General features: G+C 62.4%; 22 protein-coding genes. 13 read left to right on the top strand and 9 right to left on the bottom strand.

The annotated features are described in order from the left end of the window. Positions 1-28: 28 nt before the first annotated feature. The 12 genes from JG747_RS30480 to JG747_RS30425 all read left to right on the top strand — a co-directional run bounded on the left by JG747_RS30480 (position 29) and on the right by JG747_RS30425 (position 14,787). The gene (locus JG747_RS30480) at positions 29-1,702 is read left to right on the top strand and encodes a GMC family oxidoreductase (RefSeq protein ID WP_202360659.1); all 1,674 of its coding nucleotides are present in this window, start codon (positions 29-31) and stop codon (positions 1,700-1,702) included. Position 1,703: 1 nt separating this feature from the next. Next, positions 1,704-2,111 carry a hypothetical protein gene (locus tag JG747_RS30475; protein ID WP_202360658.1) on the top strand — a complete coding sequence of 136 codons (408 nt, stop codon included), beginning with the start codon at positions 1,704-1,706 and terminating at the stop codon, positions 2,109-2,111. Positions 2,112-2,140: 29 nt separating this feature from the next. Next, complete coding sequence (locus JG747_RS30470; RefSeq protein WP_202360657.1) at positions 2,141-2,518, top strand: carboxymuconolactone decarboxylase family protein; 378 nt, start codon at positions 2,141-2,143, stop codon at positions 2,516-2,518. Beyond that, positions 2,515-4,014: an aldehyde dehydrogenase gene (locus JG747_RS30465; RefSeq protein WP_446720605.1), complete on the top strand. Its 1,500-nt coding sequence runs from the start codon at positions 2,515-2,517 to the stop codon at positions 4,012-4,014. The genes JG747_RS30470 and JG747_RS30465 overlap by 4 nt, the downstream gene beginning before the upstream one ends. A gap of 26 nt (positions 4,015-4,040) precedes the next feature. Beyond that, positions 4,041-5,543: an aldehyde dehydrogenase family protein gene (locus JG747_RS30460; RefSeq protein ID WP_202360656.1), complete on the top strand. Its 1,503-nt coding sequence runs from the start codon at positions 4,041-4,043 to the stop codon at positions 5,541-5,543. Between the two features lie 15 nt (positions 5,544-5,558). After that, positions 5,559-6,473: an SMP-30/gluconolactonase/LRE family protein gene (locus tag JG747_RS30455; RefSeq protein WP_202360655.1), complete on the top strand. Its 915-nt coding sequence runs from the start codon at positions 5,559-5,561 to the stop codon at positions 6,471-6,473. A gap of 51 nt (positions 6,474-6,524) precedes the next feature. Further along, positions 6,525-7,451 carry a LysR family transcriptional regulator gene (locus JG747_RS30450; protein WP_202360654.1) on the top strand — a complete coding sequence of 309 codons (927 nt, stop codon included), beginning with the start codon at positions 6,525-6,527 and terminating at the stop codon, positions 7,449-7,451. A 1,572-nt stretch (positions 7,452-9,023) separates the two neighbouring features. Continuing rightward, positions 9,024-10,268, top strand: coding sequence for an ABC transporter substrate-binding protein (locus JG747_RS30445; protein ID WP_064986191.1), 1,245 nt, complete (start codon positions 9,024-9,026; stop codon positions 10,266-10,268). An 85-nt stretch (positions 10,269-10,353) separates the two neighbouring features. Continuing rightward, the gene (locus JG747_RS30440; RefSeq protein WP_019860315.1) at positions 10,354-11,307 is read left to right on the top strand and encodes a carbohydrate ABC transporter permease; all 954 of its coding nucleotides are present in this window, start codon (positions 10,354-10,356) and stop codon (positions 11,305-11,307) included. Beyond that, the gene (locus tag JG747_RS30435) at positions 11,304-12,170 is read left to right on the top strand and encodes a carbohydrate ABC transporter permease (RefSeq protein ID WP_019860314.1); all 867 of its coding nucleotides are present in this window, start codon (positions 11,304-11,306) and stop codon (positions 12,168-12,170) included. The genes JG747_RS30440 and JG747_RS30435 overlap by 4 nt, the downstream gene beginning before the upstream one ends. Before the next feature lie 18 nt (positions 12,171-12,188). Next, a complete protein-coding gene (locus tag JG747_RS30430) occupies positions 12,189-13,706 on the top strand; it encodes a DUF5060 domain-containing protein (protein WP_069091316.1) in 1,518 nt (505 codons plus the stop codon). A gap of 16 nt (positions 13,707-13,722) precedes the next feature. Continuing rightward, positions 13,723-14,787, top strand: a complete 1,065-nt coding sequence (locus JG747_RS30425) for an ABC transporter ATP-binding protein (RefSeq protein WP_202360653.1) — start codon at positions 13,723-13,725, stop codon at positions 14,785-14,787. Positions 14,788-15,044: 257 nt separating this feature from the next. Here the strand turns inward: JG747_RS30425 and JG747_RS30420 are convergent, their stop codons facing one another. Both JG747_RS30420 and oiaX read right to left on the bottom strand, forming a co-directional pair. After that, on the bottom strand, positions 15,045-16,373 hold the full coding sequence (locus JG747_RS30420) for a four-carbon acid sugar kinase family protein (RefSeq protein ID WP_202360652.1): 1,329 nt from the start codon (positions 16,371-16,373) through the stop codon (positions 15,045-15,047). Positions 16,374-16,377: 4 nt separating this feature from the next. Next, entirely contained in the window at positions 16,378-17,628 is a 1,251-nt protein-coding gene (gene oiaX, locus JG747_RS30415) for a 3-oxo-isoapionate-4-phosphate decarboxylase OiaX (RefSeq protein WP_202360651.1), read from the bottom strand. A 183-nt stretch (positions 17,629-17,811) separates the two neighbouring features. Between oiaX and JG747_RS30410 the strand changes: the two genes are divergently transcribed. Then, entirely contained in the window at positions 17,812-18,525 is a 714-nt protein-coding gene (locus tag JG747_RS30410; protein ID WP_019860305.1) for a transcriptional regulator NanR, read from the top strand. Positions 18,526-18,531: 6 nt separating this feature from the next. Here the strand turns inward: JG747_RS30410 and apnL are convergent, their stop codons facing one another. The 7 genes from apnL to JG747_RS30375 form a co-directional block, all read right to left on the bottom strand. Then, positions 18,532-20,370, bottom strand: a complete 1,839-nt coding sequence (gene apnL / locus JG747_RS30405) for a D-apionate lactonase (protein ID WP_202360650.1) — start codon at positions 20,368-20,370, stop codon at positions 18,532-18,534. Next, complete coding sequence (locus JG747_RS30400; RefSeq protein ID WP_019860303.1) at positions 20,367-21,401, bottom strand: Gfo/Idh/MocA family protein; 1,035 nt, start codon at positions 21,399-21,401, stop codon at positions 20,367-20,369. Before JG747_RS30400 ends, apnL begins: the two co-directional genes overlap by 4 nt. A 2-nt stretch (positions 21,402-21,403) precedes the next feature. Beyond that, the gene (locus JG747_RS30395; protein WP_038644660.1) at positions 21,404-22,468 is read right to left on the bottom strand and encodes an ABC transporter permease; all 1,065 of its coding nucleotides are present in this window, start codon (positions 22,466-22,468) and stop codon (positions 21,404-21,406) included. Beyond that, positions 22,461-24,032, bottom strand: a complete 1,572-nt coding sequence (locus JG747_RS30390; RefSeq protein ID WP_019860301.1) for a sugar ABC transporter ATP-binding protein — start codon at positions 24,030-24,032, stop codon at positions 22,461-22,463. The genes JG747_RS30395 and JG747_RS30390 overlap by 8 nt, the downstream gene beginning before the upstream one ends. Next, a complete protein-coding gene (locus JG747_RS30385) occupies positions 24,029-24,694 on the bottom strand; it encodes a DUF2291 family protein (RefSeq protein WP_019860300.1) in 666 nt (221 codons plus the stop codon). The genes JG747_RS30390 and JG747_RS30385 overlap by 4 nt, the downstream gene beginning before the upstream one ends. 78 nt (positions 24,695-24,772) lie before the next feature. Continuing rightward, positions 24,773-25,714 (bottom strand): D-ribose ABC transporter substrate-binding protein, encoded by a 942-nt coding sequence (locus tag JG747_RS30380; protein ID WP_019860299.1) that lies wholly within the window; start codon positions 25,712-25,714, stop codon positions 24,773-24,775. Positions 25,715-26,003: 289 nt separating this feature from the next. Continuing rightward, positions 26,004-26,831, bottom strand: coding sequence for a phosphogluconate dehydrogenase C-terminal domain-containing protein (locus JG747_RS30375; protein WP_202360649.1), 828 nt, complete (start codon positions 26,829-26,831; stop codon positions 26,004-26,006). Between the last annotated feature and the right edge of the window lie 15 nt (positions 26,832-26,846).

Below are 26,846 nucleotides of genomic sequence, written 5' to 3'. Positions count from 1 at the left end.
TGCCATTGGACCGCAAGGGAGGAAGAAAATGACCGTTGAAGTTCTGGCGGATCGCAGTGCACGGGCAAGGCGCGACGAGGAGGTCGATGTCGTGATTGTCGGCGCCGGTCCATCCGGCTCGGTCGCAGCACTTCATCTGGCACGCGCCGGCATTTCCGTCGTCGTGCTCGAGCAGGGCGAATGGCCAGATTATGCCGACTATACTGGTGCCCGTCCGGAGCACGAGCTTGTCAGTACCAAGCTCTGGCATCCCAATCCCAACGTCCGCGACAATCCCAACGACTATCCCGTCGACACATCGACCACGGACATCAACCCGCTGATGTTTGCCGGCGTCGGTGGTAGCGCGACGCTCTACGGCGCGCAATGGATGCATTTCCTGCCGTCCGACTTCCGCGTGCGCTCGATGGATGGCGTGGCCGAGGACTGGCCGTTCACCTACGAAGACCTGTTGCCCTACCAGCTCGAGATCGAACGCGAAGTGGGCGTTTCCGGCCTAGCAGGCGATCCGGCCTACCCGCCGCGCGGCGCCTATCCCTTTCCGGCGCTCCCCATGGGCTCCGTCGGCCAACGCGGTGCGCTGGGTATGGAGAAGATGGGCTGGCACTGGTGGCCCGGCAGCAACGCCATCCCGTCGGAGAAGTTCGGCGAACTCAATCCCTGTGTGCGCCGCGGAACCTGTCTGACGGGCTGTCCGGAGGGCGCGAAATCGACGACCGACCGGTCGCATTGGCCACTGGCCCTGAAGGCCGGCGCGCGGCTCGTCACCCGCGCCCGTGTCAAGGAGATCGAGACCAACGACCAGGGGCTGGCGACCGGTGTCGTCTATGTCGATGCAAACGGTCGCGATCGGCGCCAGCGCGCCAAGGTGGTGATCCTGTGCGCCAATGGCGTCGGTACGCCCCGGCTGCTGCTGATGTCGGGAGGAGCCGGGAACCCGGACGGCCTTGCCAACTCGTCGGGCATGGTCGGCAAGCGGCTGATGATGCATCCCTTTGCAAGCGTACTCGCCTCTTACCAGGATCCGCTGGATTCCTGGCGCGGTCCCTTCGGCCAGCAGGTCTATTCGCTGGAGTTCTACGAGACCGACGAAAGCCGCGGCTTCGTGCGCGGCTCGAAATGGAACTGCATGCCGTCGGGCGGACCGGTCGGCGTATCCGGGGCGATCGGCTCCAAGGTCTATGTCGCCGAAAGCGGCCGGTTCCAGGATTTCTGGGGCGCCAACCTGCATGAAAATGTAGCGCGCCGCTTCGGCCACTCGCTGATCTGGGGCATTGTCGGTGAGGATCTCCCGGAGGAGAGCAACCAGGTGGTCCTGTCGAAGGATATGACGGACTCCGACGGGCTGCCCGCGCCGCAGATCGTCTACAAGGTCAACGAGAATTCCAACCGGCTGCTGAAGTTCAACATCGACCGCTGCCTGGAATCGGTGCGCGCCGCCGGCGCCATCGAGACGCTGGTTTCGACGCCGGTGCGTGAATCCGGTTGGCATCTCATCGGCACCACCGTCATGGGCGACGATCCGAAGTGCTCGGTCGTCGATCAATGGGGCGCCTGCCACGACGTGCCGAACCTCTACGTCATGGATGCGTCGACCTTCCCGACCTCGGGCGCCACCAACCCGACGGCGACCATCATGGCAGTCGCGCTGCGCAACACGCGCCGCATGATCGCCGAGCGCCGCAACCAGAAGGTGGCCTGACATGTCGAACCAGAACACTTTCTTCGCGCTCGCAGACTTCCTCATCCCCGCGCATGGCAAGATGCCGAAGTTCAGCGACGTCTGCGGTTACGCCGATGTCGAGAAGTCGCTGGATTTTCGCATTGATCTGAAGTCTGGCTTTGCGCGCGGCATCGCAGTCGATCCGGCCAACGGCGCCGAGGATCGCCTGGAAAGCCTCAACAAGGAGGATGGCGAAGCCTTCTCGGCGATCACCACCATTGCCATCGCCACTTACTATATGAGCCCGCGCGTGCGCGAACTGATCGGCTATCCCGGCCAGGAGAACGTCCCCTACGATTCGAAGGCGACGCAGATCTACCTGACCAACGGCTCGCTCGGCCACGTCATCGCGCGCGGCCGCAAATATCGGCCGACTCCCGGCCTTTGATCTCCCAATCAACCGGAAAGGAAAATCCAATGGGCAAAGACGTATTCGACAAGGGTTTTGAAATCCGCAAGTCGGTTCTGGGCGCTGAATTCGTCGAGAAATCCTTCGCCAGCGCCGACGATTTCAATCGCCCGCTGCAGGAACTCGTGACGGAATATTGCTGGGGTGCCGTCTGGGGCCGCGACACGCTCGACAAGAAGACCCGCAGCATGCTGAACCTCGCCATGCTTGCAGCGCTCAATCGTCCGCACGAGCTGAAGATGCACGTGAAGGGCGCGCTGACCAACGGCGTGACCAAGGACGAGATCCGCGAAGTCCTTCTGCAGGTCGTGATCTATGCCGGGGTGCCCGCAGGCGTCGATTCTTTCCGGGTGGCGCGCGAAGCGATGCAGGAAGTCGGAGCATGACAACCCGTCCGCCGCTCGCCACGGAAAAACTCTCCATGCTGATCGGCGGCCGCTCGGCCGCCGCGCAGTCAGGGGATTTTTTCGAATCGTTCGATCCTTTCACCGGCAAAGCCTGGGCGCTGGTTCCGCGCGCCGGCGTTGCCGATGTGGATGCGGCCGTTCAGGCAGCCGCGGCCGCCTTCCGCGGCGAATGGCGGACGATGACCCCAAGCGCTCGTGGGCAGATCATGACGCGCTTTGCCGACCTCGTGGCGGAGGAGGCCGAGACCCTGGCCGTTCTCGAAACCCGCGACAACGGCAAGCTGATCAATGAAATGCGGATGCAGTGCAAATACATCCCGCAATGGTTTCGCTTCTTTGGCGGGTTCGCAGACAAGATCGAGGGACGGGTCATCCCGATCGATAAGCCGGGTGTGTTCAACTACACGCGCCGCGAGCCGCTCGGGGTGGTGGCCGCGATCACACCGTGGAACTCACCCTTGATGCTGGCGACATGGAAGCTTGCTCCCGCGCTCGCCGCCGGCAACACGATCGTCTGGAAGCCGTCGGAATTCTCCTCGGTGTCGGCATTGTTCTTCGGCCGGCTTTTCGAGAAAGCCGGATTTCCCAAGGGCGTCGTCAACATCGTCACGGGTTTCGGCCACGAAATCGGCGACCGCCTCGTCACCCATCCCGATGTCGCCAAAGTGGCCTTCACCGGCGGCGACGCGACCGGCCGCCGCGTCTACCAGGCTGCCGCTGGCGGGCTCAAGAAGGTCACGCTCGAACTCGGCGGCAAATCCGCCAACATCGTCTTCGCCGACGCCAAGATGGAGGCAGCCATTCCCGGTCTCGTTTCCGGCATTTTCGCCGCGACCGGCCAGACCTGCATCGCCGGCTCGCGCGCACTCGTGCAGCGTTCCATCTACGACCAGGTGACGGAGAAATTGGTCGCCTTCGCAAAGACCGCGAGGATTGGCGACCCGCTCGATCCCGAGACCCAGGTCGGTCCGATCACCACTCTGCCGCAGCGCGCGAAAGTGCTCGACTACATCAGCATCGCCAACGGTGAGGGCGCTGCGCAATTGCTCGGCGGCAAGATACCCGAGGACACATCGATTGCCGACGGCTGGTTCGTGGAGCCGACGATCTTCGGCAACGTGAAGCAGTCCATGCGCATCGCCCAGGAAGAGGTCTTCGGACCGGTGCTGTCGGTCATACCCTTCGAGGACGAGGACGAGGCGGTGGCCATCGCCAACGACACCATCTACGGGCTTGCCGCCGGGATGTGGACGCAGGACCTCGGTCGGGCGATCCGCTTGCCCGAGAGGCTCGAGGCCGGCAGCGTGTGGGTCAACATGTACCGCGCCACCAGCTATCTCTCGCCCTTCGGCGGCTACAAACAGTCGGGCATCGGCCGCGAGAACGGCCAGACCGCCATCTACGAATATCTTCAAGAAAAAAGCATCTGGATCGATGCGGGCAACTCCATTCCCGCGCCGTTCGTCCAGCGCTGATAGACCAGATGCTTCTGGAGGAAACCATGACCATACATTTCGATGCCGTGCCATCGCTCGACCCCAAGGTGGCGGCGTTTGTCGGCGGCAAGCATGCGATGCTGATCGGCAACGCGTGGCTCCCGGCAGCTTCGGGAAAGACGCTGGACGTGGTCGATCCTTCGAACGGCCGGGTCATCGCGCAGGTACCGGCCGGCGATGGCGCCGATGTCGATTTGGCGGTCCATGCCGCGAGCAAGGCGATCGACGGTCCCTGGTCGAAAATGGTGCCGGCCGAACGCGCGAAGCTGATCTGGAAACTCGCCGATCTGATCGATGCCAATGTCGGTATGCTGGCAACGCTCAATTCCTATGAGAGCGGCAAGCCGATCGGCGATTCCCGCAATGGCGAGGTGCCGTTTACGGCCGAAACGTTCCGCTACTATGCGGGATGGGCCACCAAGATCAACGGCGAGACGATGACGATCAACGCGCCGGGTGATTGGCACGCCTACACACGCCGCGAGCCGGTCGGCGTCGTCGGTCAGATCATTCCATGGAACTTCCCGCTCAGCATGTTGGCCTGGAAGGTGGCGCCGGCACTGGCGGCCGGCTGCACCATCGTGCTCAAACCGGCCGAGCAGACGCCGCTCGGCGCGCTCTATTTCGGCAAGCTGGTTCAGGACGCCGGCTTTCCGGAAGGCGTGGTCAACATCCTGACCGGCTTTGGTGAAACGGTGGGCGCGGCGATGGCTGCCCATCCCGATATCGACAAGGTGGCTTTCACCGGTTCGACCGAAGTCGGTCGGCTGATCGCCCGCGCCGCGACCGGCAACCTCAAGAAGGTCAGCCTCGAGCTTGGTGGCAAGGCGCCGACCATTGTGCTGGGCGACGCCGATATCGACATGGCGGTGGCGGGCGCCTCGAGTGCGGCATTCTTCAATGCCGGGCAGAGCTGCGGCGCGGGAACGCGTTTCTTCGTTCACAAGAAGATCTACGACAAGGTCATGTCCGGGATCGCGGCGCGCGCCGAAAAGCTGAAGCTCGGCGCAGGGCTTGATCCTGCGACGGAGCTTGGCCCCGTCGTCTCTCAGCAGCAGATGGAACGCATCACCCGACTGATCTCGGAAGGCAGGAGTGACGGCGCCGAGATCGTCACCGGTGGCACGCGGGCCGGTGACACCGGCTATTTCGTCAAGCCGACGGTCATTTCCCGGACGCGGCCGGACATGTCGGTGATCCGCGAAGAGATATTCGGGCCGGTGGCCTGCGCGATGCCCTTCGACGACGAGGACCTGGACAAACTCGCCAAGGATGCCAACGACACCGAGTATGGCCTTGCCGCTTCGATTTGGACCAACAATCTGGGCAGCGCGCATCGGCTGGCCGCGAAGATCAAATCCGGCACGGTCTGGGTGAACTGCCACAACTTCAATGACGTCACCATGCCCTTCGGCGGGTTCAAGCAATCGGGCTGGGGGCGCGAACTTGGCGAACAGGCGCTCCAGCTCTACACCGAGACCAAGACTGTCGCGATCCGGCTGCCATAGGCGAGGGGGCGGCGGATGTCCTGCTACGAGACGATCGATGCGCGGTTCGGGGATCTGATTGACCCGGTCGCATTTCTCGAAACCATCCATACAGGAAATCGCTGGGCGGAGGGACCGGTCTACTTCGCCGACCTTCGCTCACTGATCTGGAGCGATATTCCCAACGACCGCATGCTGCGATGGGACGAGGACACGGGGGCAATTTCGCTGTTCCGAAGCCATGTCTCCAACCCGAACGGCAACACGCGCGATCGCAACGGAAGGCTGGTCACCTGCATGCAGGGGGAGCGTCGCGTCGTGCGCACCGAATGGGATGGCGCGATCACGGTGCTGGCTTCCTCCTACGATGGCAAGCCTTTGAATTCGCCGAACGATGTGGTCGTGAAATCCGACGGCAGCATCTGGTTCACCGACCCCAATTACGGGATCATTTCAGACTATGTCGGCCGCAAGGGCCTGCAGGAGCAGACGGGCTGCCACGTCTACAGGATCGATCCGCAGTCGGGGAAGATCACCGTCGTTGCCGATGATTTTTCCATGCCGAACGGGCTCGCCTTCTCGCCCGACGAGAAGCGCCTCTATATTTCGGACTCCGGCTTCCTCACCGACCGCAGCGCTCCGCATCACGTCAGGCAGTTTGACGTTGACGGCGACAGATTGGTAAATTCCCGCGTCTTCGCCGACATATCGCCTGGCATTCCGGATGGCTTTCGCGTTGATGTCGCGGGCAATCTCTGGATCAGCGCATGGGATGGCGTACAATGCCATACGCCCGAGGGTGAACTTATCGGGAAAATTCAGGTGCCGGAAATGGTTGCGAATTTGGCCTTTGGTGGGCCGCGCAACAATCGGCTCTTCATCACGGCGACAACATCGGTCTACGCCGTGTTCCTGAATGTCCGAGGCCAGAAGTACCCGTTCGGCACGTGACACCATTGGGGAGCCTGGAAGCGCTGCGGCAGCGGATGGTTAGGGTGAAAGTTGGACACGAAGCAGCTACAGGTATTCATCGCCGTCGGTGCGGCTGGCAGCTTCTCGAAGGCCGCGCTCGACCTCAACGTCACCCAGCCGATGGTCACGCGCCATATTCGTGGGCTTGAGGAGGAGCTCGGCGTCGAGCTGTTCTATCGCAACGGCCGCGGTGTCGTGCTGACCGAGGCGGGCGTGCTCTTGAAGGCCTATGCCGACGAGATCGTCGAGCGGATGCGGCTGGCGCAGAATGCCGTCTCGAACCTCAAATCCTCGCCGAAGGGAAGGTTGGTGCTGGCCGTGCCGCCTTCGGTCGGCACCGTGCTGACGGTGCCGCTGGTCAAAAAGATCAAGAACGAGTTTCCCAATGTCGCGTTGCAGGTGATCGAAGGTTTCAGCGGCCATATCCTGGAATGGCTGATCGCCGGTCGCATCGATGCCGCCGTGCTCTACAATTCACCGAACCATCCTTCGGTGCTGACCGAACCGCTGGCCGACGACGAGCTGTTTCTGATCGGACCGGTCTTGCCCGAACGCGTGCTGCCGCGCGGGCCGGTCGGCCTCAACATCTTCGCCGAGCTGCCGATGATCTTGCCCAGCCGCCCACATGGACTGCGGCGGCTCATCGACAATACCCTGGCGGAGCATGGCATCTATCCACGTGTCGAGATGGAGCTGGAGGCGATGCCTTCAACCTTGCTGCTGGTTGAGGAGGGCACTGGCTATACGGTTCTGCCCTATGCTTCCGTCCATCTCCTTGTGGAGGCTGGCCGCATCGAGGTCTGGCCATTCGACCCGCCGATTACCCGACAGCTGATCCTCGCGACCTCCTCACAGCGACCGATGTCCTCGAACTTTCGCCCACTCTTCCGTGCTGTGCGAACGGAACTGCGCGACATCATTTCCACCCACATCTGGAAACCATTGACGCCATCTTGAAAACGGATGGGCTCGGACTTGCGTCATGGTGCAGATAGAAGCCTCGACGGCGACGTTCGGTTATCATTGTTCGTCGGTTCGATGGCTGCGTGAGCCTGACGTATTCAGCAGGTCCGGATGACTGTTGCGATGTCTAGCATAGAGATGTCTGCTTTTTACCGATTTGTCCTCAGCCCGGACCGGCCGCTTCCGGCCCCAATCCGGCCGCGCTCATTGCGCTTGGTCAAGATGCACTAAGTGACCTTCTTTGTGGATAGAACTGAGGCGCTTGCATGGAAACTAGTCGTCTTCCTGGTGCTTTGGTTCGCCAGACCATACGAGAGAATACGAAGGAAACGGCTTGGCGAACCATCTGCTAACGTATTGATTTCCTGTAGCAACGGTGACCGTCCGGACCCACCAATTTCATGTGGATGAAGAGTGTTCAGCCCAGCGCAGCGGAGTGGGTAGCAGGACGCCGAGGTGTCGATGCTGTGCGAGGATGGTGCCCTGGCTTCGACACTCGCCTGCGGTCGGTTAGTTCGCCGAGAATGTGCTACATATTGTGATACCTATTGTGATACAAATTTGGCATTTTAACGAAAAAAATAGAATAAAAACAATAACTTGGTGAAAGTATCGATCCCAGCCAAGGTACCATCGGCATCTCCGACAAGTTATTGGTTTTGCTGAAGGGTTTCCTGCAAGGCCGTGGAATGTAGCCTGCCTTGTGGGTGGGCGGACTTTCCTGGTGCAATGAAGGCCGGCGTTCGGTTCGGGCGCTTATCGGCGGCTGCGACCTGCAAATAGGGATGGCTCTCTGCTCGTGGGGGATGATGGCGGGAGAGCGCTACCGCCTTTCCCCCACCCATCGAACCAACCAGTTCCGGCTTCGCTGCCATGGCTGGCCGAAGCGAATGACGGATTCAGTGAACCCTGTGTGGAATAAACAGGTGATCCGAACCGGTGCCACTCGATACCGTCGAACAAGTCGTCTCTCGAAAAAACCGAAACCAACCGTGATCAATGCCGCTAGCAAGAAATATCCAAGAGCCGCGGCGAACAGAGGCTCGTAAACCCGAAAGGTCTGCGCGAACGAGGTTGGCCGCCCCCATAAGTTCGAAGACTGTGATCGTCGAGGCCAGGGCAGTTCCCTTCAACAGCAGGATGTTCTGACCGCCGATCGCCGGCAGCGCCGACCTGAAAGCCTGCGGGAGAAGGACGGAAATCATGATCCGTGTTTCGACAGGCCAAGCCATCCGGTCACGTAATCCCAAGGAAGCGGAAGCCGCAGCAAGGCGGGATGTCGAATCCGCTTGGCGAATTGCAAAAGAAAGCTCCGCGATGGCTGAGGGCAACCGAGATGCCGAAGGAGATCGTGTGGCCGCGCGGCGCGGTGAGAAATGCAGCGACGAGGCGCACGCAGTCGGCGAAGGAAAGGTACGACCAGCATGCGCCGGTCCGCCGGTTCGGGGAAAGCCCTGGCCAAACAACTCTGCTCTTCATCTCATCATACCAGTTGACATGATGATGGTTGCCGCTAAGGTTGGTCAGGGCTCGGCGGATGCGGGTACACGGTCAAGGGAGGAGACTATGCAGACATCGAGGAAACTTCGGCGCGTAGCGCTTTTTGGCGCCATCGCCATGGTGGTCGCCAGCGCGGCGTCCGCGCAAGAGGTCAAGGTCTGGACCCTGACCTTCGCCAATGATTCCGCCAACAAGGCATGGGCTGACATCGTCAAGGAATTCGAGGCTGCCAATCCTGGTGTCACCATCAAGGTGGAAGGCCGCGGCACCGATGAACACAAGTCGGCGCTGCGGGTCGCCTCAGGTTCCGACCAGGGACCGGACATCTATTTCATGTGGGGCGGCCTTGGCCTTGGCGGCGAATTCGTCAAGGCGGGACTCAGCCTGCCGCTCGACAAATTCTACGCCGAATACAAGTGGGACGATGAACTGCTCTCACCGGCGCTTTCCTTCTCCAAGCAGTATGAGGGTGGCAGGCACGGCGTGCCCTACACATTCCACGGAGAGGCGCTCTATTACAACAAGGCGTTGTTCGAGAAGGCCGGCATCACCACGGCCCCCGCGACCTATGATGAACTTGTCGCGGACGCCGAGAAGCTGAAAGCCGCCGGCATCCCGGCAATCACCTTTGGCGGAACCGTCAACTGGCACGTCATGCGTCTCATGGACATGATCCTGGAAACCAAATGCGGGGTCGAGAAGCATGACCGTCTGATGGGGATGCAGGTGAGCTGGGCAGACGAGGCCTGCGCCACGGCCTCCTTCGAGGAGTTCCACAAATGGACATCGAATTACACGCTGAAGCCGTTCATGGGGATCGATCAGGCGCAGTCGTTCAATCTCTTCCTCGGCGGTCGAGCCGCCATGATGCTTGAAGGCGACTGGCTGGTGGGTCAGCTTAAGGGCGAAAACCGCACTGCGGATTTTGGTCTGTTCCCATTCCCGACCGGTACTGACCGCCTCTACGGCTTCGCCGAGTACAACTACATTTCGACCAAGAGCAAAGTTCCCGACATCGCCGCCAAGTTCCTGAACTATCTCGAATCCACCGACGTGCAGCAAAAGCACCTTGGCGATTTCGGTTCGATCTCGGTCAACAAGAACGTCAAGTACACGAGCGCCGAACCGCTCGACCAGAAATGGATCGAGATCTTCGGCAAGTTCCCGTCGACGTTCGTCAATGGCGACCAGGCCTTCCCGCTCGACGTCACCACCGAATATTTCCGGGTGATCAACGAGGTTGCTAGCGACACTCTCGATCCCAAGGCGGCAGCCGCCGAGCTGCAGAAATTCATCGGCAACCGCAGCTGATATTGAACCTCGCGATGGCCGGCCCCGACAAGCCGCAGGCCGGGGCCGGCCAGCCGATTCTCTTGCACCGCTCCTGGGACGATACATGGCCGTGAACATTTCCGCCGCCGATCGCCATGCGCGAATGCCTGCCCGGTCAGGCCAGCTTCGCCGAAAACTGCAGGATCCGACCCTGCAGGGATTGATGCTGTTGGCGCCCGCGGTGCTGGCCTACGCAGTCTTTGCCTTCTATCCGATGATCGACGTCATCCAGCTCAGCTTCATGAAATGGAATGGACTGAACGCGGACAAGCATTGGGTGGGGCTCGACAACTACCGCTACGTGCTGCACGACGATCCGGTGTTCTGGGTCGCCTTCAAGAACACGCTGATCTGGACTTTCCTGTCGGTCATCTTCCCGCCGCTGATCGGCTTTGGGCTGGCGCTTGGCCTGAACCAGAACATCCCTGGCCGCTCGCCGCTACGCGCCCTGTTCTACATGCCCGTGATCATAGCGCCGATCGCCGTGGCAACCATGTGGCGCTGGATGTTCGACCCTTTCTTCGGGTTGTTCAACAGTTTGCTCTCCGCGGCCGGATGGCCCAACCTGATCCAGGATTGGCTGGGCGACCGCAACGTCGCGCTCTATTCGGTCTTCATAGGCTATGTCTGGGAGGTCGCGGGCTTCTCGATGGTGTTGTTCCTGGCCGGGCTGCAAGGCGTCTCGCAGACGCTGGTCGAAGCCGCCCGCATCGATGGCGCAGGACGCTTCCAGCTGTTCCGCTATGTGACACTGCCGGCGCTGAGGCCCACCATAACCATCGTCCTGATCCTGTCGCTGATCAACTCGCTGAAAGCCTTCGACATCGTCTACGGGATGACCGGCGGCGGACCGGCGCAATCGACGCAGATGCTCGCCATGTGGGCCTATACGCAAGCCATGCAACTCGGTGACTTCGGCCGTGGCAGCGCCATCTCCGTCGTACTCTTGCTCATCACCGTTGCCATCGTCATCCCCTATCTGCGCTGGACGCTCAAGCGGCAGGAGGCCTATCAATGAGCGGCGTGGCCAGCCCCTTTCGCCAGGCCGGCGCGGAGCGGGTGGATCCGCTGCTGGTGGCATTGTGGATCGCGCTGATCATCGTCGCCGTGGTCTGGATCGCTCCGTTCATCTTCATCATCTTCACGTCGCTGAAATCGAACGCCACGGTGATGGGGACCGGCGCATTCTCTCCGCCCACCAGCCTCGCCTGGGAGAATTTCACCAATGCCTGGCGGCGCGGCGATTTCGGCACAACGGTCGTCAACAGCACCATCATCACCGTCATCAAGGTGCCGCTCGGGCTGATGATATCGGCCATGGCCGCCTATTCGCTGAGCCGCATCCAGGTCTGGGGACACAAGGTGGTCTTCCTTGCCATCGTGTTTGGCACGATGATCCCGTTCCAGGTGATGCTGGCGCCGATCTTCAAGCAGGTGAACAGCTTCGGGCTGATCAACACCTATGTCGGCATCATCCTGCCTTATCTCGCCTTCGGCGTCCCTTATCAGGTCTTCATCCTGCATGGCTTCTTCAAGGAGGTGCCCAAGGAGCTCAGCGAGGCGGCGCTTATCGACGGTGCGTCGCATTTCACCGTATTCCGGCGTATCTTCCTGCCGGTGTCGCTGCCGGTGCTTGCGGCGCTGCTGATCCTCGACTTCGTCGCCACCTGGAACGAGTTCGCCATGGCGCTGGTCATCCTGCAGGATCCGGATCGCTGGACGTTGCCGCTCGGCCTGATGTCGTTCCAGAGCCAGTTCGCCCGCGACTACGGCCAGCTCAACGCGGCGATCGTGATGACGGTGCTGCCGGCGGCGATCGTCTACCTCATCTTCCAGCGCTACTTCGTCTCGGGGCTGACCTCAGGCGCGGTCAAGGAATAGCAACGCAAGGAACCACGCATGGCCGACGGCACGACAGTCGAGAAATGGGACATATTCGAGATCGCACTGAAGGGCCCCGCGGATAGCAACCCCTTCGTCGAGATCGAGTTGTCCGCTAGCTTTTCGCAAGCGAACCGCAGCATCGCGGTTCCAGGCTTTTACGATGGCGACGGCACCTACCGCATCCGTTTCATGCCGGACAATGAAGGCAGCTGGAGCTATGTCACGCACTCCAACATCCCGTCGCTGGCGGGCAAGAGCGGCGCCTTCGAGGCAACCGCACCGTCCGCGGGCAACCACGGTCCGGTGCGCGTGCGCAACAAATTCCATTTCGCCTATGCCGACGGCACGCCCTACTTCCCGTTCGGCACCACTTGCTATGCCTGGACGCACCAGCCGCTCGACATGCAGGCCGAGACGCTGGCGACCTTAAAGAATGCGCGCTTCAACAAGCTGCGCATGGGTGTCTTCCCGAAAGACTATCCCTTCAACGTCAATGCGGCGCTGCACGCGATCTTCGAGGCCGGGCCGGACGGCAAGGAAGATTTCGACCGGCCGAACCCTTTGGCATTCCGCCATTTCGAGGCGCAGGTCGGCGCGTTGCGCGATCTCGGCATCGAGGCCGACATCATCATCTTCCATCCCTATGACCGTTGGGGCTACGCCAACATGAGCGCGGCCCAGGATTTCCGTTATGTCGCCTACCTCGCAGCACGGCTTGCCGCGTACCGCAACGTCTGGTGGTCGCTGGCCAACGAGTACGACTTCCTGCTTGACACCAAGCCGATGGCGCAGTGGGACCGCTACTTCCATATCCTCGAGGAAAACGACCCCTACCAACATCTGAAATCGATCCACAATGGCGAGCAGTCGATGAATTTCGACCACCGCAAACCGTGGGTCAGCCATGTCTGCATCCAGAACTGGGATGTGAAACGCACGCCCGAATGGCGCGACGCCTACGGCAAGCCGGTCGTAAACGACGAACCTGAATATGAAGGCAACATCGTCTTCCCATGGGGCAACATCAGTGCCGAAGAACTGGTGCACCGCTTCTGGCTCACCGTCATGCGCGGCGGCTATGCCGGGCATGGCGAAACCTACATGCACCCCCAGGATCTGATCTGGTGGGCCAAGGGCGGCCGGCTTCACGGCGAGGCGTGGAAGCGGATCGGCTTCCTGCGCGACCTCATCGAAGAGGACGTCAGCAATGGGTTGGAGCCGATGGGCCACAACAGTGCCTGGCCGTGGAGCCGGGTCTCCGGCGCCAGCGAGGGCGATCTTCGCTACATCTATCTCGGCGAGCATCAGCCGGTCATCTGGTCTACCGGCCTACCGCTCGAAGATGGCGACTACGACGTCGATGTGATCGATGCCTGGAAGATGACCGTGACGCCCGCCACGAAAGTGGCGGCGCCAATTCCGCATCCAACACGCCATGGCTCGGTCGTGCGCGGGGGCAAGGCGGACGCTGCTTTCGGGGTCGAGTTACCCGGCAAGCCCTACCAAGCCATCCGCGTCAGGCCACGGCGCTAGTAAACGGGGTTACAAGATGTCTTCTGTCCAGATTGTCGACGTGAAGAAGTCCTATGGTGCGACCCCCGTGATCCATGGGGTCAGCGTCGACATCGAGGACGGTGAATTTGTCATTCTGGTCGGCCCTTCGGGCTGTGGAAAATCGACGCTGCTGCGCATGATCGCCGGGCTCGAAACGATCTCGGGCGGAGAGATTTCGATCGGCGAGCGGGTGGTCAACCATCTCCAGCCAAAGGAACGGGACATCGCCATGGTGTTCCAGAACTATGCGCTCTATCCGCAGATGACCGTTGCGCAGAATATGGGTTTCGCCCTCGAACTCGCTGGCGCCAGGAAAGCCGAGATCAAGGAAAAGGTAGATACGGCGGCATCGATCCTGGGGCTGCAGCCGCTGCTCGCGCGTTATCCGCGCCAGTTATCCGGCGGCCAGCGCCAACGCGTCGCCATGGGCCGCGCCATCGTGCGCGATCCCAAGGTGTTCCTGTTCGACGAACCGCTGTCCAACCTCGACGCCAAGCTGCGCGTGCAGATGCGCACCGAGATCAAGGCGCTGCACCAGCGGCTCAAATCGACCATCGTCTATGTCACCCACGACCAGATCGAGGCCATGACGATGGCCGACAAGATCGTGGTGCTCAACGGCGGCAGGATCGAGCAGGTTGGAAGCCCGCTCCAACTCTATGACCGGCCGGTCAACATGTTCGTCGCCGGCTTCCTTGGATCGCCGGCGATGAATTTCATCGAAGGAACGGTGCGCGACGACCCGCATCCCGGCCTCGAACTGGACGACGGATCAATCATCCCGCTGTCAGCCATTCCCCCCGGCGCCTCCGGACGGCGCCTAGTGCTGGGCGTGCGTCCGGAGGACATTCATATCGACAGCGAAACCGGCGCCGCGGCGAAGGTGATCGTCGTCGAGCCGACCGGCGCCGAGACGCATCTTTCGGTCGAAATGGCGGGCCATGAACTCGTCTGCGTGCTGCGCGAACGCGTCACTTTGAAGTCGGATGAGACCGTCATGCTTTCCGTACGAAAGTCGGCCGTGCATTTCTTCGATCCGGCGTCGGGAAGCCGTATCTGATGATGTTTGGCGATCGGCCGTCCGGGATGTTCGAGGGGTGGTTCTGCCAGCGACGCGGCGGCGTGCTCGTCGTAGCGACAGGGGGGCGTCGCGGGCTTCTGGGGTGAAGTGCTGACAGTGCGGTCGATGCCGCCAGTGTTGCCGGGCTAGTGATCAACGGCGGCGCTCGACATCGCGGTGCTGACCACGTCGCTTTCCCGTCTTTTGCCCCGGAACGCAGCGAGCCGCCTGACGCTATTTGCCGCTAGGCAATCCCGTCAATCTCCGAGGCCGTCGCGAATTGCGCTAAAATAGCGATCGGATCCGACCTGGCCGCCCTTCAGCGCGATTTCGAGGCCGTCGACCTCGCCGCCGCCATGGGCAAGGCAGAGCGGCGAACCCGGTGATTGCGGCAATGGCATGCGCACGGTCAGTGCGTCGATGGACAACTGTCCCAGCGCATGGCTGGAGGTGTCTCCGCCGGCGATGACCGCGCGCCTGAGTTTCTGCTGGACGACCAGCTGGCGCAGAATGTCGCCCAGCGCCCGGCCGAGCCGGTTTCGCGCACCTTCAATATGGTCGATCTCGGCACTGCGATCGGCCTGGGGACCAAGGGCGGTGTAGAGGATGACGCTGCGCCCTGCCGTGAGACTCGCCAGGCCGCTCGCTACGGCACGTTCGATCGCCCCGCCGGCGCTGTCCGAGACCAGCTGCATGGCATCGATCTGGATGCCGTCGAACCCATGGGCGAGCGCGAAGCGGATCTGCTTCTCTGTGGTTGGCGACACACTGCCCGAGACCACGGCGAGCCGGTCCACCGGACCGGGTGGCGCGAAGGACGCGTGCCCCGCGGCGATGCCCTTGCCGGCCCATTCGGCGAGCAGCGCATATTCGACGCCCGAGGATCCGACGACGAAACCATAGCCTTGTTCGCAAATCCGCCAGATCTGCTCGCCGACGCGTGCCTGCGTCTGGCGGCTTTCGACGTCGAACAGGACGATTTCCTTGTCCTGAAGAGCCTGGTCGACCGTCTGCGAAAGATCATCCGCCTGCAACGCCGTCAGGTCGACAAGGCCGGAACCGAGATCGGTCTGCCGATGGAGGTGGATGAGGAGATCAGCCTCCTTCATCGGCGTCACCGGATGCCGGCTCATGACCGGGTGGCGATCGATGCGGAAATAGGTACCGCGAAATGCCGCGAATAGGTTGCCGAACGCCGTGTATCGCTTGAGCTGGGGAGCCCCGACAACCAACGGCACGCTCTTCTGGTTGAAGACACGCCGGCCGATCTCGATGGCGCGGCCAATGCTGCCGATCGCCGGGCTGGAATCGAAGGTCGAGCAGATCTTGTAATGGCAAACCGTCGCTTGCAGCCGGCTTAGCCATTCGAAGGCCGGCGCCAGATTTTCGTCCATCCATTGCGGCGTCTCGCTGCGGCTCGTACCGGCCAGCCCCATGGCACGGCAATGCGAAAACCGCCCTAGCAGCTGCTGGTCGGGTTGACGCATGAACAGCACGGTCGGCACGCCGCCGAGCTCGAGCGCTTCCATGACGTCGGTCGAGCCGGTGAGGTCGTCGCCATAGTAGCTGAGCAGGAGGTGCTGCATGACGTCAGGCCGCCTTGCCGTCGCCGAACTTTTCGATCGACCGTGCCAGCTCGGGATGCTTCAGGGCGAATTTCGCCAGCGGGATGCCGTCGACTGCCGCTTGCCAGGCTTGCTGGACGGCGCGCACGCCGGCGCCTGGCCCGTCCGGATGGCTGACGATGCCGCCGCCGCAGAGATAGAGCAGATCGACCGTGCGGCCGGTTCGTTGGTAGGTCTCGGGCGCCTGTCCGCCCCACTGGCCGGAACCTGCGACCGGCAGCGCGCAATCGTCAGGCGAAAAGATCGGCGTCGTCACTGCCTCGAAGGAGCGGATGAAGGAGTCGTCCGGCTCCCAGTATTTCGAGGCGATGCCGTTGATCTGGAACTGGTCGACGCCAAGCAGCCGCCAGAACTGCTGCCACACCTTGAAATCCATGCCGAGCCCCGGATGGCGGGTGAGGATGTCCCAGCCGTTGCGGTGGGCGTGCAGCACCAGGCTGGAGCGCTTTCTCAAGTAGGCCATGCCGCCGAAGCCGATGGAGTTGATGTTGACCACGGCGCAATTGCCGCCGGCCTTCGCCACCAGATCGTGGTTGCGCATCATCACGTCGGGGTCGGCATGCGAGATACCGAAGGCGTACATCACCTTTTTGCCGGTCTTCTGCTCGTAATCGAGGATGAGCGGCATGATCTCCTTCACCCGCTCGGCCAGCGGCGAATAGGTCGGGCTCATCAACTTCTCGTCGTCCTTGATGAAATCGACGCCGGCTGCAATCAGTTCACCCACCATCGCGGCCGTCTCATGCGGCCGCAAGCCCAGCGCCGGCTTGACGATGGTGCCGATGATCGGGCGTCCCTCGACGCCGGTCAGCTTGCGGCTGCCGGCAACGCCGAACTGTGGGCCGGGATGGGCGCCGCGATAGTCATCAGGCAGCTTCATGTCGACAATGCGGATGCCCGACAGGCCTTTGATCGAATAGGTGCCGCCGATGGCGATGGTCATTAGCGCTGACAGGTCCGTGCCGATAGCGTCGAAGGGAAAGCCGATGTCGACATCGGCGCGTTTAAACGGTCCATTGCCGGCTTCCGGAATGGAGGGCTGCAAGGCTTCGGGTAGATGCCGGATCGCCAGGACACGCGCCGCCACCCGGGCCTTCAGTTCCTCGGTCTCGCCGGGCAGCGCTACGAAGGTGCCAGTCGACTGGTCGCTGGCGATCTTGGCTGCCAAGGCCTCGATGCTTTCGGACGTTTCGATGCGATAGGTGAGGGTGATCATAGTCTGCTGTCTCAAGCCCAGGCGTTCGAAAAAGGTTCACCGGTGTTCGAAATCTGGTATAATGAGTACATAAGTATTGCAAGACATATCCGGCTGGAAGGTTTGCGAGGTCGACAGCCGGCATTTCCGCGAATTGTGGCGGCAGTGTTAGATAGGGCCGGGTCAAGGGAGTGATTCGCGACGATGAACCGTTCGGAACCGATTGTCCGGCGCAAGCTTTCCGACGAGGTCTTCTTGCGGCTGAAGCGCCTGATCACCAGCGGCGAATTGATGCCGGGCGACGATATGCCGTCGGAGCGTGAATTGATGGAGCGTTTCGAGGTCGGCCGTCCGGCGATCCGCGAGGCGATGCAGGCGCTGAGCAATATGGGCCTCGTGGCGATCTCGCATGGCGAGCGCGCCAAGGTGCTGCAACTGACCGCCAAGTCGATCATCAAACAGGTCGATAGCGCGGCCAAGATCATCCTGTCGTCATCGAAGGACACGCTGGAGCATCTCAAGACCGCGCGCATCTTCTTCGAGCGTGGCATGGTCAGGGAAGCCGCCGAAAAGGCGACCGCCGAGAATATTAAGCTGCTGCGCGCAACCCTTGCCGAACAGCGCGGCTTCAGCGGCGACTCCGAAGCTTTTATATCGGCCGACATGAAGTTTCATACGCAGATCGCTGCGATCTCCGGCAACCCGATCTATGTCGCTGTCAGCGAGGCGATGCTGGGCTGGCTGAAGGAGTATCACACCGAAATGCTGATCTGGACCGGCAAGGAACAGTTCACGCTGACCGAGCACGAAGAGATCATCGGACGCATCGAGAAGAAAGATACCGATGGCGCCGAGAAGGCGATGATCAAGCATCTGGAGCGCTCGCGCGCCCTCTATGTGATGAATTCTGAAAAGTAATCTGATTCAGCCGATCCGCGCGATCGCGTAGGGTGTCATCACAATACGGTCGCGGCCAAACTCCGAAAGGTCGACCGCCACGTCGCTTGCCGTCAGGTTCGTCAGCCACACGACCGTCTTGCCCGAGGATGAGCGCCCGGCCAGCGCCAGTACCCGGGTCTCGTCGCTCGTTTTGGCCGCGACGTGTTTAAGGCCGGCCAGTTCGCAAAGCCCCTTGATGGCCTGGAAGATCGGCCGGGGTGACCTTTCCGCAACGGGTTCCCCGGATGCCGCCAGCACGCCGAATGGCCCGGTGAAGCCGGACAGCGTCAGCATCTCCAGACCGACCGGCGCGACACGCGCAGCATAGCCGATGGTCCAGGCGGCGGCGAACTGGCCATTCTGGCGCGGATCGCGGTTCGCCATGGCGATGCGTTGTCCCTGCGGGTTGTCCTTGGTGGCGCCGCCATAAGGGTTCTGCCGCATGGCAATGGTCGACGGCCCAATCCGGTAGGGCTTGTCGCCGAAGATCGCCCGCACCGAGCGGGTAATGAACGGCAACGCCTCGAGCGACTGCATGACGCTGAGATCGTCGGCGGCGTGTACGATCGGGCAGGTGCAATGGGTCACGAAATCGAGCAGCCCGGCCGGAACGCGCTTGCGGTTCAGCTCAGTGAAATAGCTGAACATACCGCCGCCAAGACGGATATCCGGGAAGGCGCGGCGCGCTGCGGCGTAGACATCTTCCAGCGGCGGGCAGGGCGGCCAGGCACTGCCCGGCGGCGTCGATTGCCGATCGACAGAGGGCGAAACCGCGATGGCGTCGAGCCGCAGATTTGCCCGGCGCACCGTGTCGGCGACCTCTGCGAGTTCAGCATCGAGATCGCCGCTGCAGGCGACCACGCATTCGAGCGTTGTAAGGGCGGGATAGGCAGTGGCGATCCGGGCGAAGGAGCGCAAGGTATCGAGCCCATGGCCGCGCGTCGGATCGTAGTGAAACAGCAATTGTTGCGGGCCGAGCACGGACAGGGTGGCGAGGTTCGCCAGCGCCGTCTCGACATCGCCGGGGTGGATGATCATGCCGACATCCGGCAGCGCCGGACCGGGGTCGCCGAGTGTCACACGGATCGGACCGGATGCCTCGATGGTGGCCGGTGTGTTGTCGTCACTGGCAATGCGCAGGCTGATCGTCTGGCGGTTGGTCTCGCCGGCCGGCAGCACATAGGGCCACGGCAGCGCCAGCGGCCGCACATAGGTCTTGTAGGACGCATCGGACCAGTTGCGCTGGTCCTCCATTTCGAAGACGTCGCCTTCCATGCGGCATTGCGCGGTGACGCCGGGCCGCACTTCATGCGTGATGGCGCGCAAATCCTTGAAAGGCTGCCACGGGTCGATCAGGTCAGGCAGTTTCGTCGCCACAACGCTGCCATCCGTGTGCTCGACCGTCACGGGGCTGCCGGCGAGGCCGGCGATCGGATGCAGGATGCAGAAGCCGCAGCGGTTGGTCTCGAAGTCGCTGTCGGGCAGGGCGCTGACGTCGAAGACCAGCTGCCCATCAGAAGAGCCTTTGATGGTGGCGCGGAAGGCGAGCCGGCTTCCGCCAGGCCCGGTGCAGCTTGCCGCGTAGCTGACGGAGAAAACATCGGCACCCTGGTCGATGGTCAAGTCCGTCAGCGCTGGCTCATAGGTGCCCCAGTCGCGGTCGCGCACGACATAGGCGATGGCGCGCAGCACCTCCGTGCCGCCGTGGCGGATCATGCGCAGATTGCCGTTGACGAAATCGGCGTTGAGCGGACCGGCGGTCAACCGGACCGGTTCGGTCTCCGCCGCGCTCGTGCCGCAAAGGAGGAAGCGATCCCAGGTCATTTCAGCAGGTCGTCGATGCGCACCGGTTCCCGGCTCGCGGCGCCGGCATAGGCGGCCTCGACCAGCGCGAATGTCTTGAGGTTATCGGCGCCCGCGGTCGCCGGCTCCTTGCCTGATGCAAGGCAGTCGACCCAGTGCCGCTGGATCGCCAGCACGCTTTCCTGGATGTTGTGCCATGGCCGCGAGGCCCAGGGCAGCAGCGGCGGCGAAATATCCCTGACCAGCGTACCGCTCTTGCCGGTGACGGTGAGCTGGTAGCCCTGCGCCAGCCGGAGCGTGCCGTCGCTTCCGTCGATCTCGATCAGCGTTTCGGGAAACGGCTCCGCCGCAAGTCGGGTGGCATAGCTGCAATCGACCACTGAAATAGCGCCGCTCTCGTGATCCATCAGCATGGTGGCGACATCCTCGCCGGCGATGGCCGGGTTGATGCGCGCGGTACGGGCAGTGAGGCTCGACACATCGCCGAGGAGAAAACGCGCAATGTCGAGGATGTGGATGCCGAGATCCTCGATGATGAAGCGCTTTCCCGTCGCCAGATAAGGCTGACCGGAAAACACGTCATAGGCGGAGCGGAAGGAGATGCGCCCGAAGAAGGGCGTGCCGATCTCACCGCTGTCGAGCACCGCGCGCACCGCCTGGATCGGTGACTGCCAGCGGAAATTCTCATGCACCATCAGCGGCACACCGGCCTTGGCGCAGGCCGCGACCATCGCCTTGGCGTCGGCGAGCGTCGGCGCGAACGGTTTCTGGCAGATCACCGGGACGCGGTGGGCGGCCGCCATCTCGACCAGCGGCCGATGACTGCCGACGGTGGTGGCGATGTCGACGAAGTCGAGCGTCTCGGCCGAAAACAGCGCGGCTGCATCGGTGTAGCGCTTCGCCACGCCGAACTGGTCGCCGACGATCCTGAGCCGCTCCGGGTCGCGGTCGCAGATGGCGACGATCGAGGCGCCGTCGATGTCGCGCCAGGCATGCATCTGATTGACGGCGAAGAAGCCGCAACCGATCAGCGCTCCACTCAAAGTCGCCATGATCAACCCGCCTTTGCCATCTGCATCAGGGTGACACGCTGCTGAAGCCGGCGCTGCGCCTGGTCGACGACGACGGCGACGATGATGACCAGACCCTTGATCACCATCTGCCAGAAGGAGCTTACGCCCATCATCACCAGCCCGTCCGACAGGATGCCGATGACGAAGGCGCCGACGATGGTGCCGCCGATCGTGCCGCGGCCGCCCGACATCGAGGTGCCGCCAAGCACCGCCGCGGCGATGGCGTTCAACTCGAAGCTTTCGCCGGTCGCCGGATGCGAGGCCATCAGCTCCGACGAGATGATCAGGCCGACGATCGCCGCGCAGAAGCCGGAGAACATGTAGACGAACATCTTGACCATGTTGACGCGTACGCCCGAAATGCGCGCCGCGCGCTCGTTGCCGCCGACGGCGAAGATGTGGCGGCCGAGCGGCGTGTACCGGGCGAGATAGGCCGCGCCCAGCGCTACCACGATCAGGATCCAGATCGACACCGGCAGGCCGATGAGCCGGCCGGCGCCGAGGAAGCCGAAGCCGGTGGTGCCAAGTTCCGGTTTGCCGACCAGATTGGGGAAAGTGCGGCCGTCGGACGACAGCAGCGCCAGGCCGCGCGCTACATAAAGCACGCCGAGCGTGGCGATGAAGGGCGCGACGTTGAGCCTGGTGATCAGCAGTCCGTTGACGGCGCCGATCGCTATGCCGACCGCCAGGGTGATCAAGGCGATCTCGACCACGTTGAAGTAGATGGTGTAGCCGATCTGCAGATCGATGCCGTTGAGCACGAGATAGCCGGCCACCATGCCGCACAGGCCGACGATCGAGCCGACCGAAAGGTCGATGCCGCCGGTGATGATGACAAAGGTCATGCCCATGGCGAGGAAGGCATTGAGCGCCACATGCTTGGCCATCAGGATCAGATTGGCGGCCGATAGGAAATTCGGCGCCGCGATGGAGAAGAACACCAGCACGGCGATCAGCGCAATGAAGGTCCTGAGCTTCATCAGCGTCAGCAGCGCTGAGCCGCTGGAGACCGAAGAGGGGGCTGCCCTGGCCGGAATGTCAGTCATCAGTGTTGCTCTCCAAATTCTGGGGCAAGATGTGCGGGGCGGGGCCATGGCCGAACGCCGATGCGGCGACGATCGCGGCCTCGCTCGCCTCGGCGCGGTCGAACATGCCGGTCAGTCTGCCATTGCTCATCACCGCGATCCGGTCGGACAGCGCCATCACCTCGTCGAGATCGGAAGTGGCGAAGAGGATGCCCAGCCCATCGCGCGACAGCTTGCGCATGGTGCGGAAGACGTCGGCCTTGGCGCCGACATCGATGCCGCGGCTCGGCTCGTCCATCAAAAGCACCTTCGGTCCGGTGAGCAGCGCCTTGCCGATCACCACCTTCTGCTGGTTGCCGCCGGAAAGCGAAGAGACTTCCTGTGCCGGGTCTGCGACCTTGATCGAGAGCTCCCGCACCATCTGCGAGACAGCCTGCCGCTCGGCGCCGCCTCTTATGTGGAACAGGCGCACGAAGCGCGACAGGCTGGCCAGCGTCAGATTGCTGGCGACCGAGAGGATCGACACCAGGCCTTCGCGTTGGCGGTCTTCCGGGATCAGCGCCAGCCCGCGCCGTATGCGCCGCGTCGTGTCGCGTTCCCTGATCTGTTTTCCGTCGATGAAGATCTTGCCGCTGGCATGGCCGTGGCGGCCCATGATGCAGTCGAACAACTCACTGCGTCCGGCGCCCATCAGTCCGTAGATGCCCAGGATCTCGCCGGCGCGCAGCGACAGCGAGACGTGGTCGACCGCCAGTCCGCCGGTGACACGCGGCAGGCAGATGTCTTCGGCGCGGAACACCTCCTCGCCGGGAACATGGCCGTCGGCCTTGGCGAAATCCTTGGCGTCCGAGCCGATCATCTGCCGCACGATCCACTGCGTGTCGACGTCTCTCATCTCCTCCTGGCCGGTGATGCGGCCGTCGCGCAAAACGGTGATGTAGTCGCCGATGCGGATGAGCTCCTCCAACCGGTGCGAGATGTAGACGATCGCCACGCCGTGCGCCTTGAGGTCGGCGATCACCTTGAACAGGATCTCGACTTCCGCCGCGCTCAGCGCCGAGGTCGGCTCGTCCATGATCAGGATGCGCGCGTCGAGCGAGACAGCCTTGGCGATCTCGACCAGCTGCTGCTGGCCGATACGCAGATCCTCGACCAGCATGTCCGGCCGGATACCGGCTTCGAGCCGATCGAGAAATTCGCCAGCCCGCCGCTCCTGCGCCTTGCGGTCAATCTTGCGAAACCGGTTGGTGATCTCGCGCGTGGCGAAAATGTTCTCGGCGACCGTCATGTTGCCGAACAGGTTCAACTCCTGGAACACCATGCCGATGCCGCGGTTCACCGCGTCACCGGAGGATGAGAAGGAGACCTCGTTGCCGTCGAGCAGAATGCGGCCGGCCGTCGGCTGCTCGACCCCGGCGATGATCTTCATCAGCGTCGATTTGCCGGCGCCGTTTTCGCCGACGAGCACATTGACCGCGCCCTTGCGCACCTCGAAATTGGCCTGCTTGACCGCCACGGTGCCGGCATAGACTTTCGAGACGTCTTCCAGCTTCAGGATGACGTCGTAACTGGGCGCCGTGGTCATGGCTTAGGCCCGATCTCAGCCTCCGCCGGGGTCACCAATGGCAGATCCTGGCCGCCTTCGATCGTGTAGGCGCCAAGCACCTTGGCGGTGCGGCCCTCCAGCGCCTCGCGCGGCAGCTTGGACAGCACGGTCTTGTCGGCATAGGCATTGAACGCCTTGCCGAACTGGGCAAAGTCGATCTGGTTGGTGAAATCGTTGAACTGGACGAAATCCAGGCTGTCGCGCAGCGCCGTGCCGCGCACCGCCGGCCCGATCTGCACGCGCGCATCCGCCTTGCCGTCGCCGTCGACGTCGATATCCATCGTGCCCGCGCGCGACTGTGTGTTGGCGGCGATGATCTTGCCTTCGACGCGGACCGCGAAAGTCCATGGCGAATTCGCCTGCTTCTTGGGATTGCCGTATTTGGCGCCGGCCGCCGCCGGATCGGTCTTCGCCAGAGCATGGACCTCGGCAAACGGCCCGGCCTTTTGCTGCAGATACGGGATGACCTTGGAGGCCCAGATCTCCTCGACCATCTTGTCCGGGTTGAAGCCTGACGCGTCGCCTGCACTGCCTTGCGCTGATGGCGTCGGCAGGATCTTGCAGGCGCTGAGGCCGATGCCGGCGGCCAGCGCAAGGATCGGCCAAGTCGACTTAATCGGCCAGATCGGCTTGTTCAACATTGCGGTCAAAGCATCCCGGTGAAATGAAGGCGAGGGACGAACCCTGAGTTCGCCCCCCGCTGTTTGCGTTGCACAGGTTCAGTTCTTCAGCGCGAAGGTTTCCAGTTTGGCGGCGTTGTCACCATTGACAAGCACGCAGTCCATCAACTGCTTTTCCTTCTCGGGCGACTTCTTGTTCTTGATGAAGTCGTTGGCCTGTTCAACTGCCATCTGCGCCTGGGCGAAGGCCGGCTGCAGCACCGTGGCCTTGATGCCGCCTGATGTGATGGAGTCGCGCACGTCGTTGGAGCCGTCGAAGCCGACGACAATGACGTCCTTGCGGTTCGCCGCGGCGAGCGCCGCATAGGCACCCATCGCCATCGTGTCGTTGCCGGAGATCACGCCCTTGATGTCGGGATTGGCCTGCAGGATCGATTCCATCTTGGCATAGGCCTCGGTCTGGCTCCAATTGGCCGATTGCTGCGCAACCATCTTCAGGTCTGGATAGTCGTTGATGACGTCGTGATAGCCCTTGGAGCGGATGCCGGCATTGGTGTCGGATTCCTTGCCGACCAGTTCGACGAAGTTACCCTTCTCGCCCATCAGCTTGACGAACTCCTGCGCGCCGAGCTGGGCGCCCTGGTAATTGTTGGAGACGATTTGCGCCACGGCGACGCCCGTGGCGTTGATCTCGCGGTCGATCAGGAAGGAGGGGATGCCGGCGTCCTTGGCCTTCTGCACCGCGGCGACGGTGGCGTCGGCGCCGGCATTGTCGAGGATGATCGCCTTGGCGCCACGGCCGATCGCCGTGTCGATGAGTTCGGACTGCTTGTTGGCGTCGTCGTCATGCACCAGCACCAGCGCTTCGTAGCCGAGCTCCTTGGCCTTTGCCTCGGCGCCGACGGCCTCCGCCTTGAAGAACGGATTGTCGTGCGAGGGGGTGATGATGGCGATCAGGTCGGCCGCGAAGGCCGGTGCCGCCGTGCCAAGTGCCAGCACGCCGGCGAAAGCCGCAAGCGTCATTCTGCGAGTAAGTTTCATGAAGTCCTCCCTTTGAAAGCTCGTGCCTTTATCGAGCAAGGCTGATGCATTGAATTGGTCAGGCTGCGGATGGCGCCGGATTCAAGAGCCGCGTGCCTGCTCCTCCTGAACGGATCGTTGCTCCCCGCCGTCCTCCACTCGTCCAGGTTTCCCAGCAAACCTTGTTTGATCCGAGTTCGCGGCCAGCTTAGCCAACTGGTATAATGAGTCAACCACTATTTCAGATGATCTGTATATGAGTGGTCGATGTTTCGTCCGTCTCCCGCAAGGGGAGAAGGGAAGGCGCGTTTCACGTGATCCGCTGGATGCTGGCTGCGATTTCTTCCGGTTCGAAGACGCGCTTCCAGTCGTCGCGCATCAGCACCGGCTTGCCGAACTCGATGGCCTTGTTGCAGGCATCCGAGAACACACCCTTGGTCTCGCCGAAGATGACGGCGCCGAGCACATTCATGTGGCCGAGCAGGAAATCGAGCGCGGCCTGCCGGTCGACGCCGCGCGCCACGACCTCGTCGAGGGCCTCCTTCATGACGACGAGCAGCGAGGCGCACACCGTTTCCGAAAGGCCTGGCTCGAGCAGGGCCATGTGCTCGACCGTGACGCGGTGCGAGCGCATCACCGGTGCCCAGATGATCTGGGCGATCCTCTCGCCCTTGGCGTAGTCTTCCTCCGGCCCTTGCATCAGCGCGCTGACGAAATGCTGCTTGGCCGCGACGCCTCCGAAGAAGTCCTTCTTGGCGGTCATCTCGGTCTCGTCGTTGAAGATCGGCGGATGGCAGGGATGGGTCACAAAATAGGTAAGGTCGGGACGATCGGGCAGATGCCCAGCAAAGGGCGCCGCAGCATCGAGCACGATCACCATCGTGCCATGGGCCAGCTTGCTTTCGATGCTGGCGGCGACCTTGCCGATATGTGTGTCCGGCACCGCCAGGATCACGACCTCAGCACCATTGAGCGCCTCATCGACGCCGACCGCATCGACGCCCAGACCGGTTTTCAGCCGCTCCTTGCCGGCCTCGCTGATCTCGACATGGCGGATCGTGTAGTCCGATCCGCGAAAATTGGTCGACAGGCGGTAGCCCATTTTCCCGCCCGCACCAAAAAGCGCAATCGTTGTCATCTGGCTTTGCTCCTT

The organism is Mesorhizobium sp. 131-3-5 (genome assembly GCF_016756575.1).
Lineage (GTDB): Bacteria > Pseudomonadota > Alphaproteobacteria > Rhizobiales > Rhizobiaceae > Mesorhizobium > Mesorhizobium jarvisii.
Note: the sequence above shows the minus strand (reverse complement) of the source record. Positions and strands in the feature narration are given on the sequence as shown.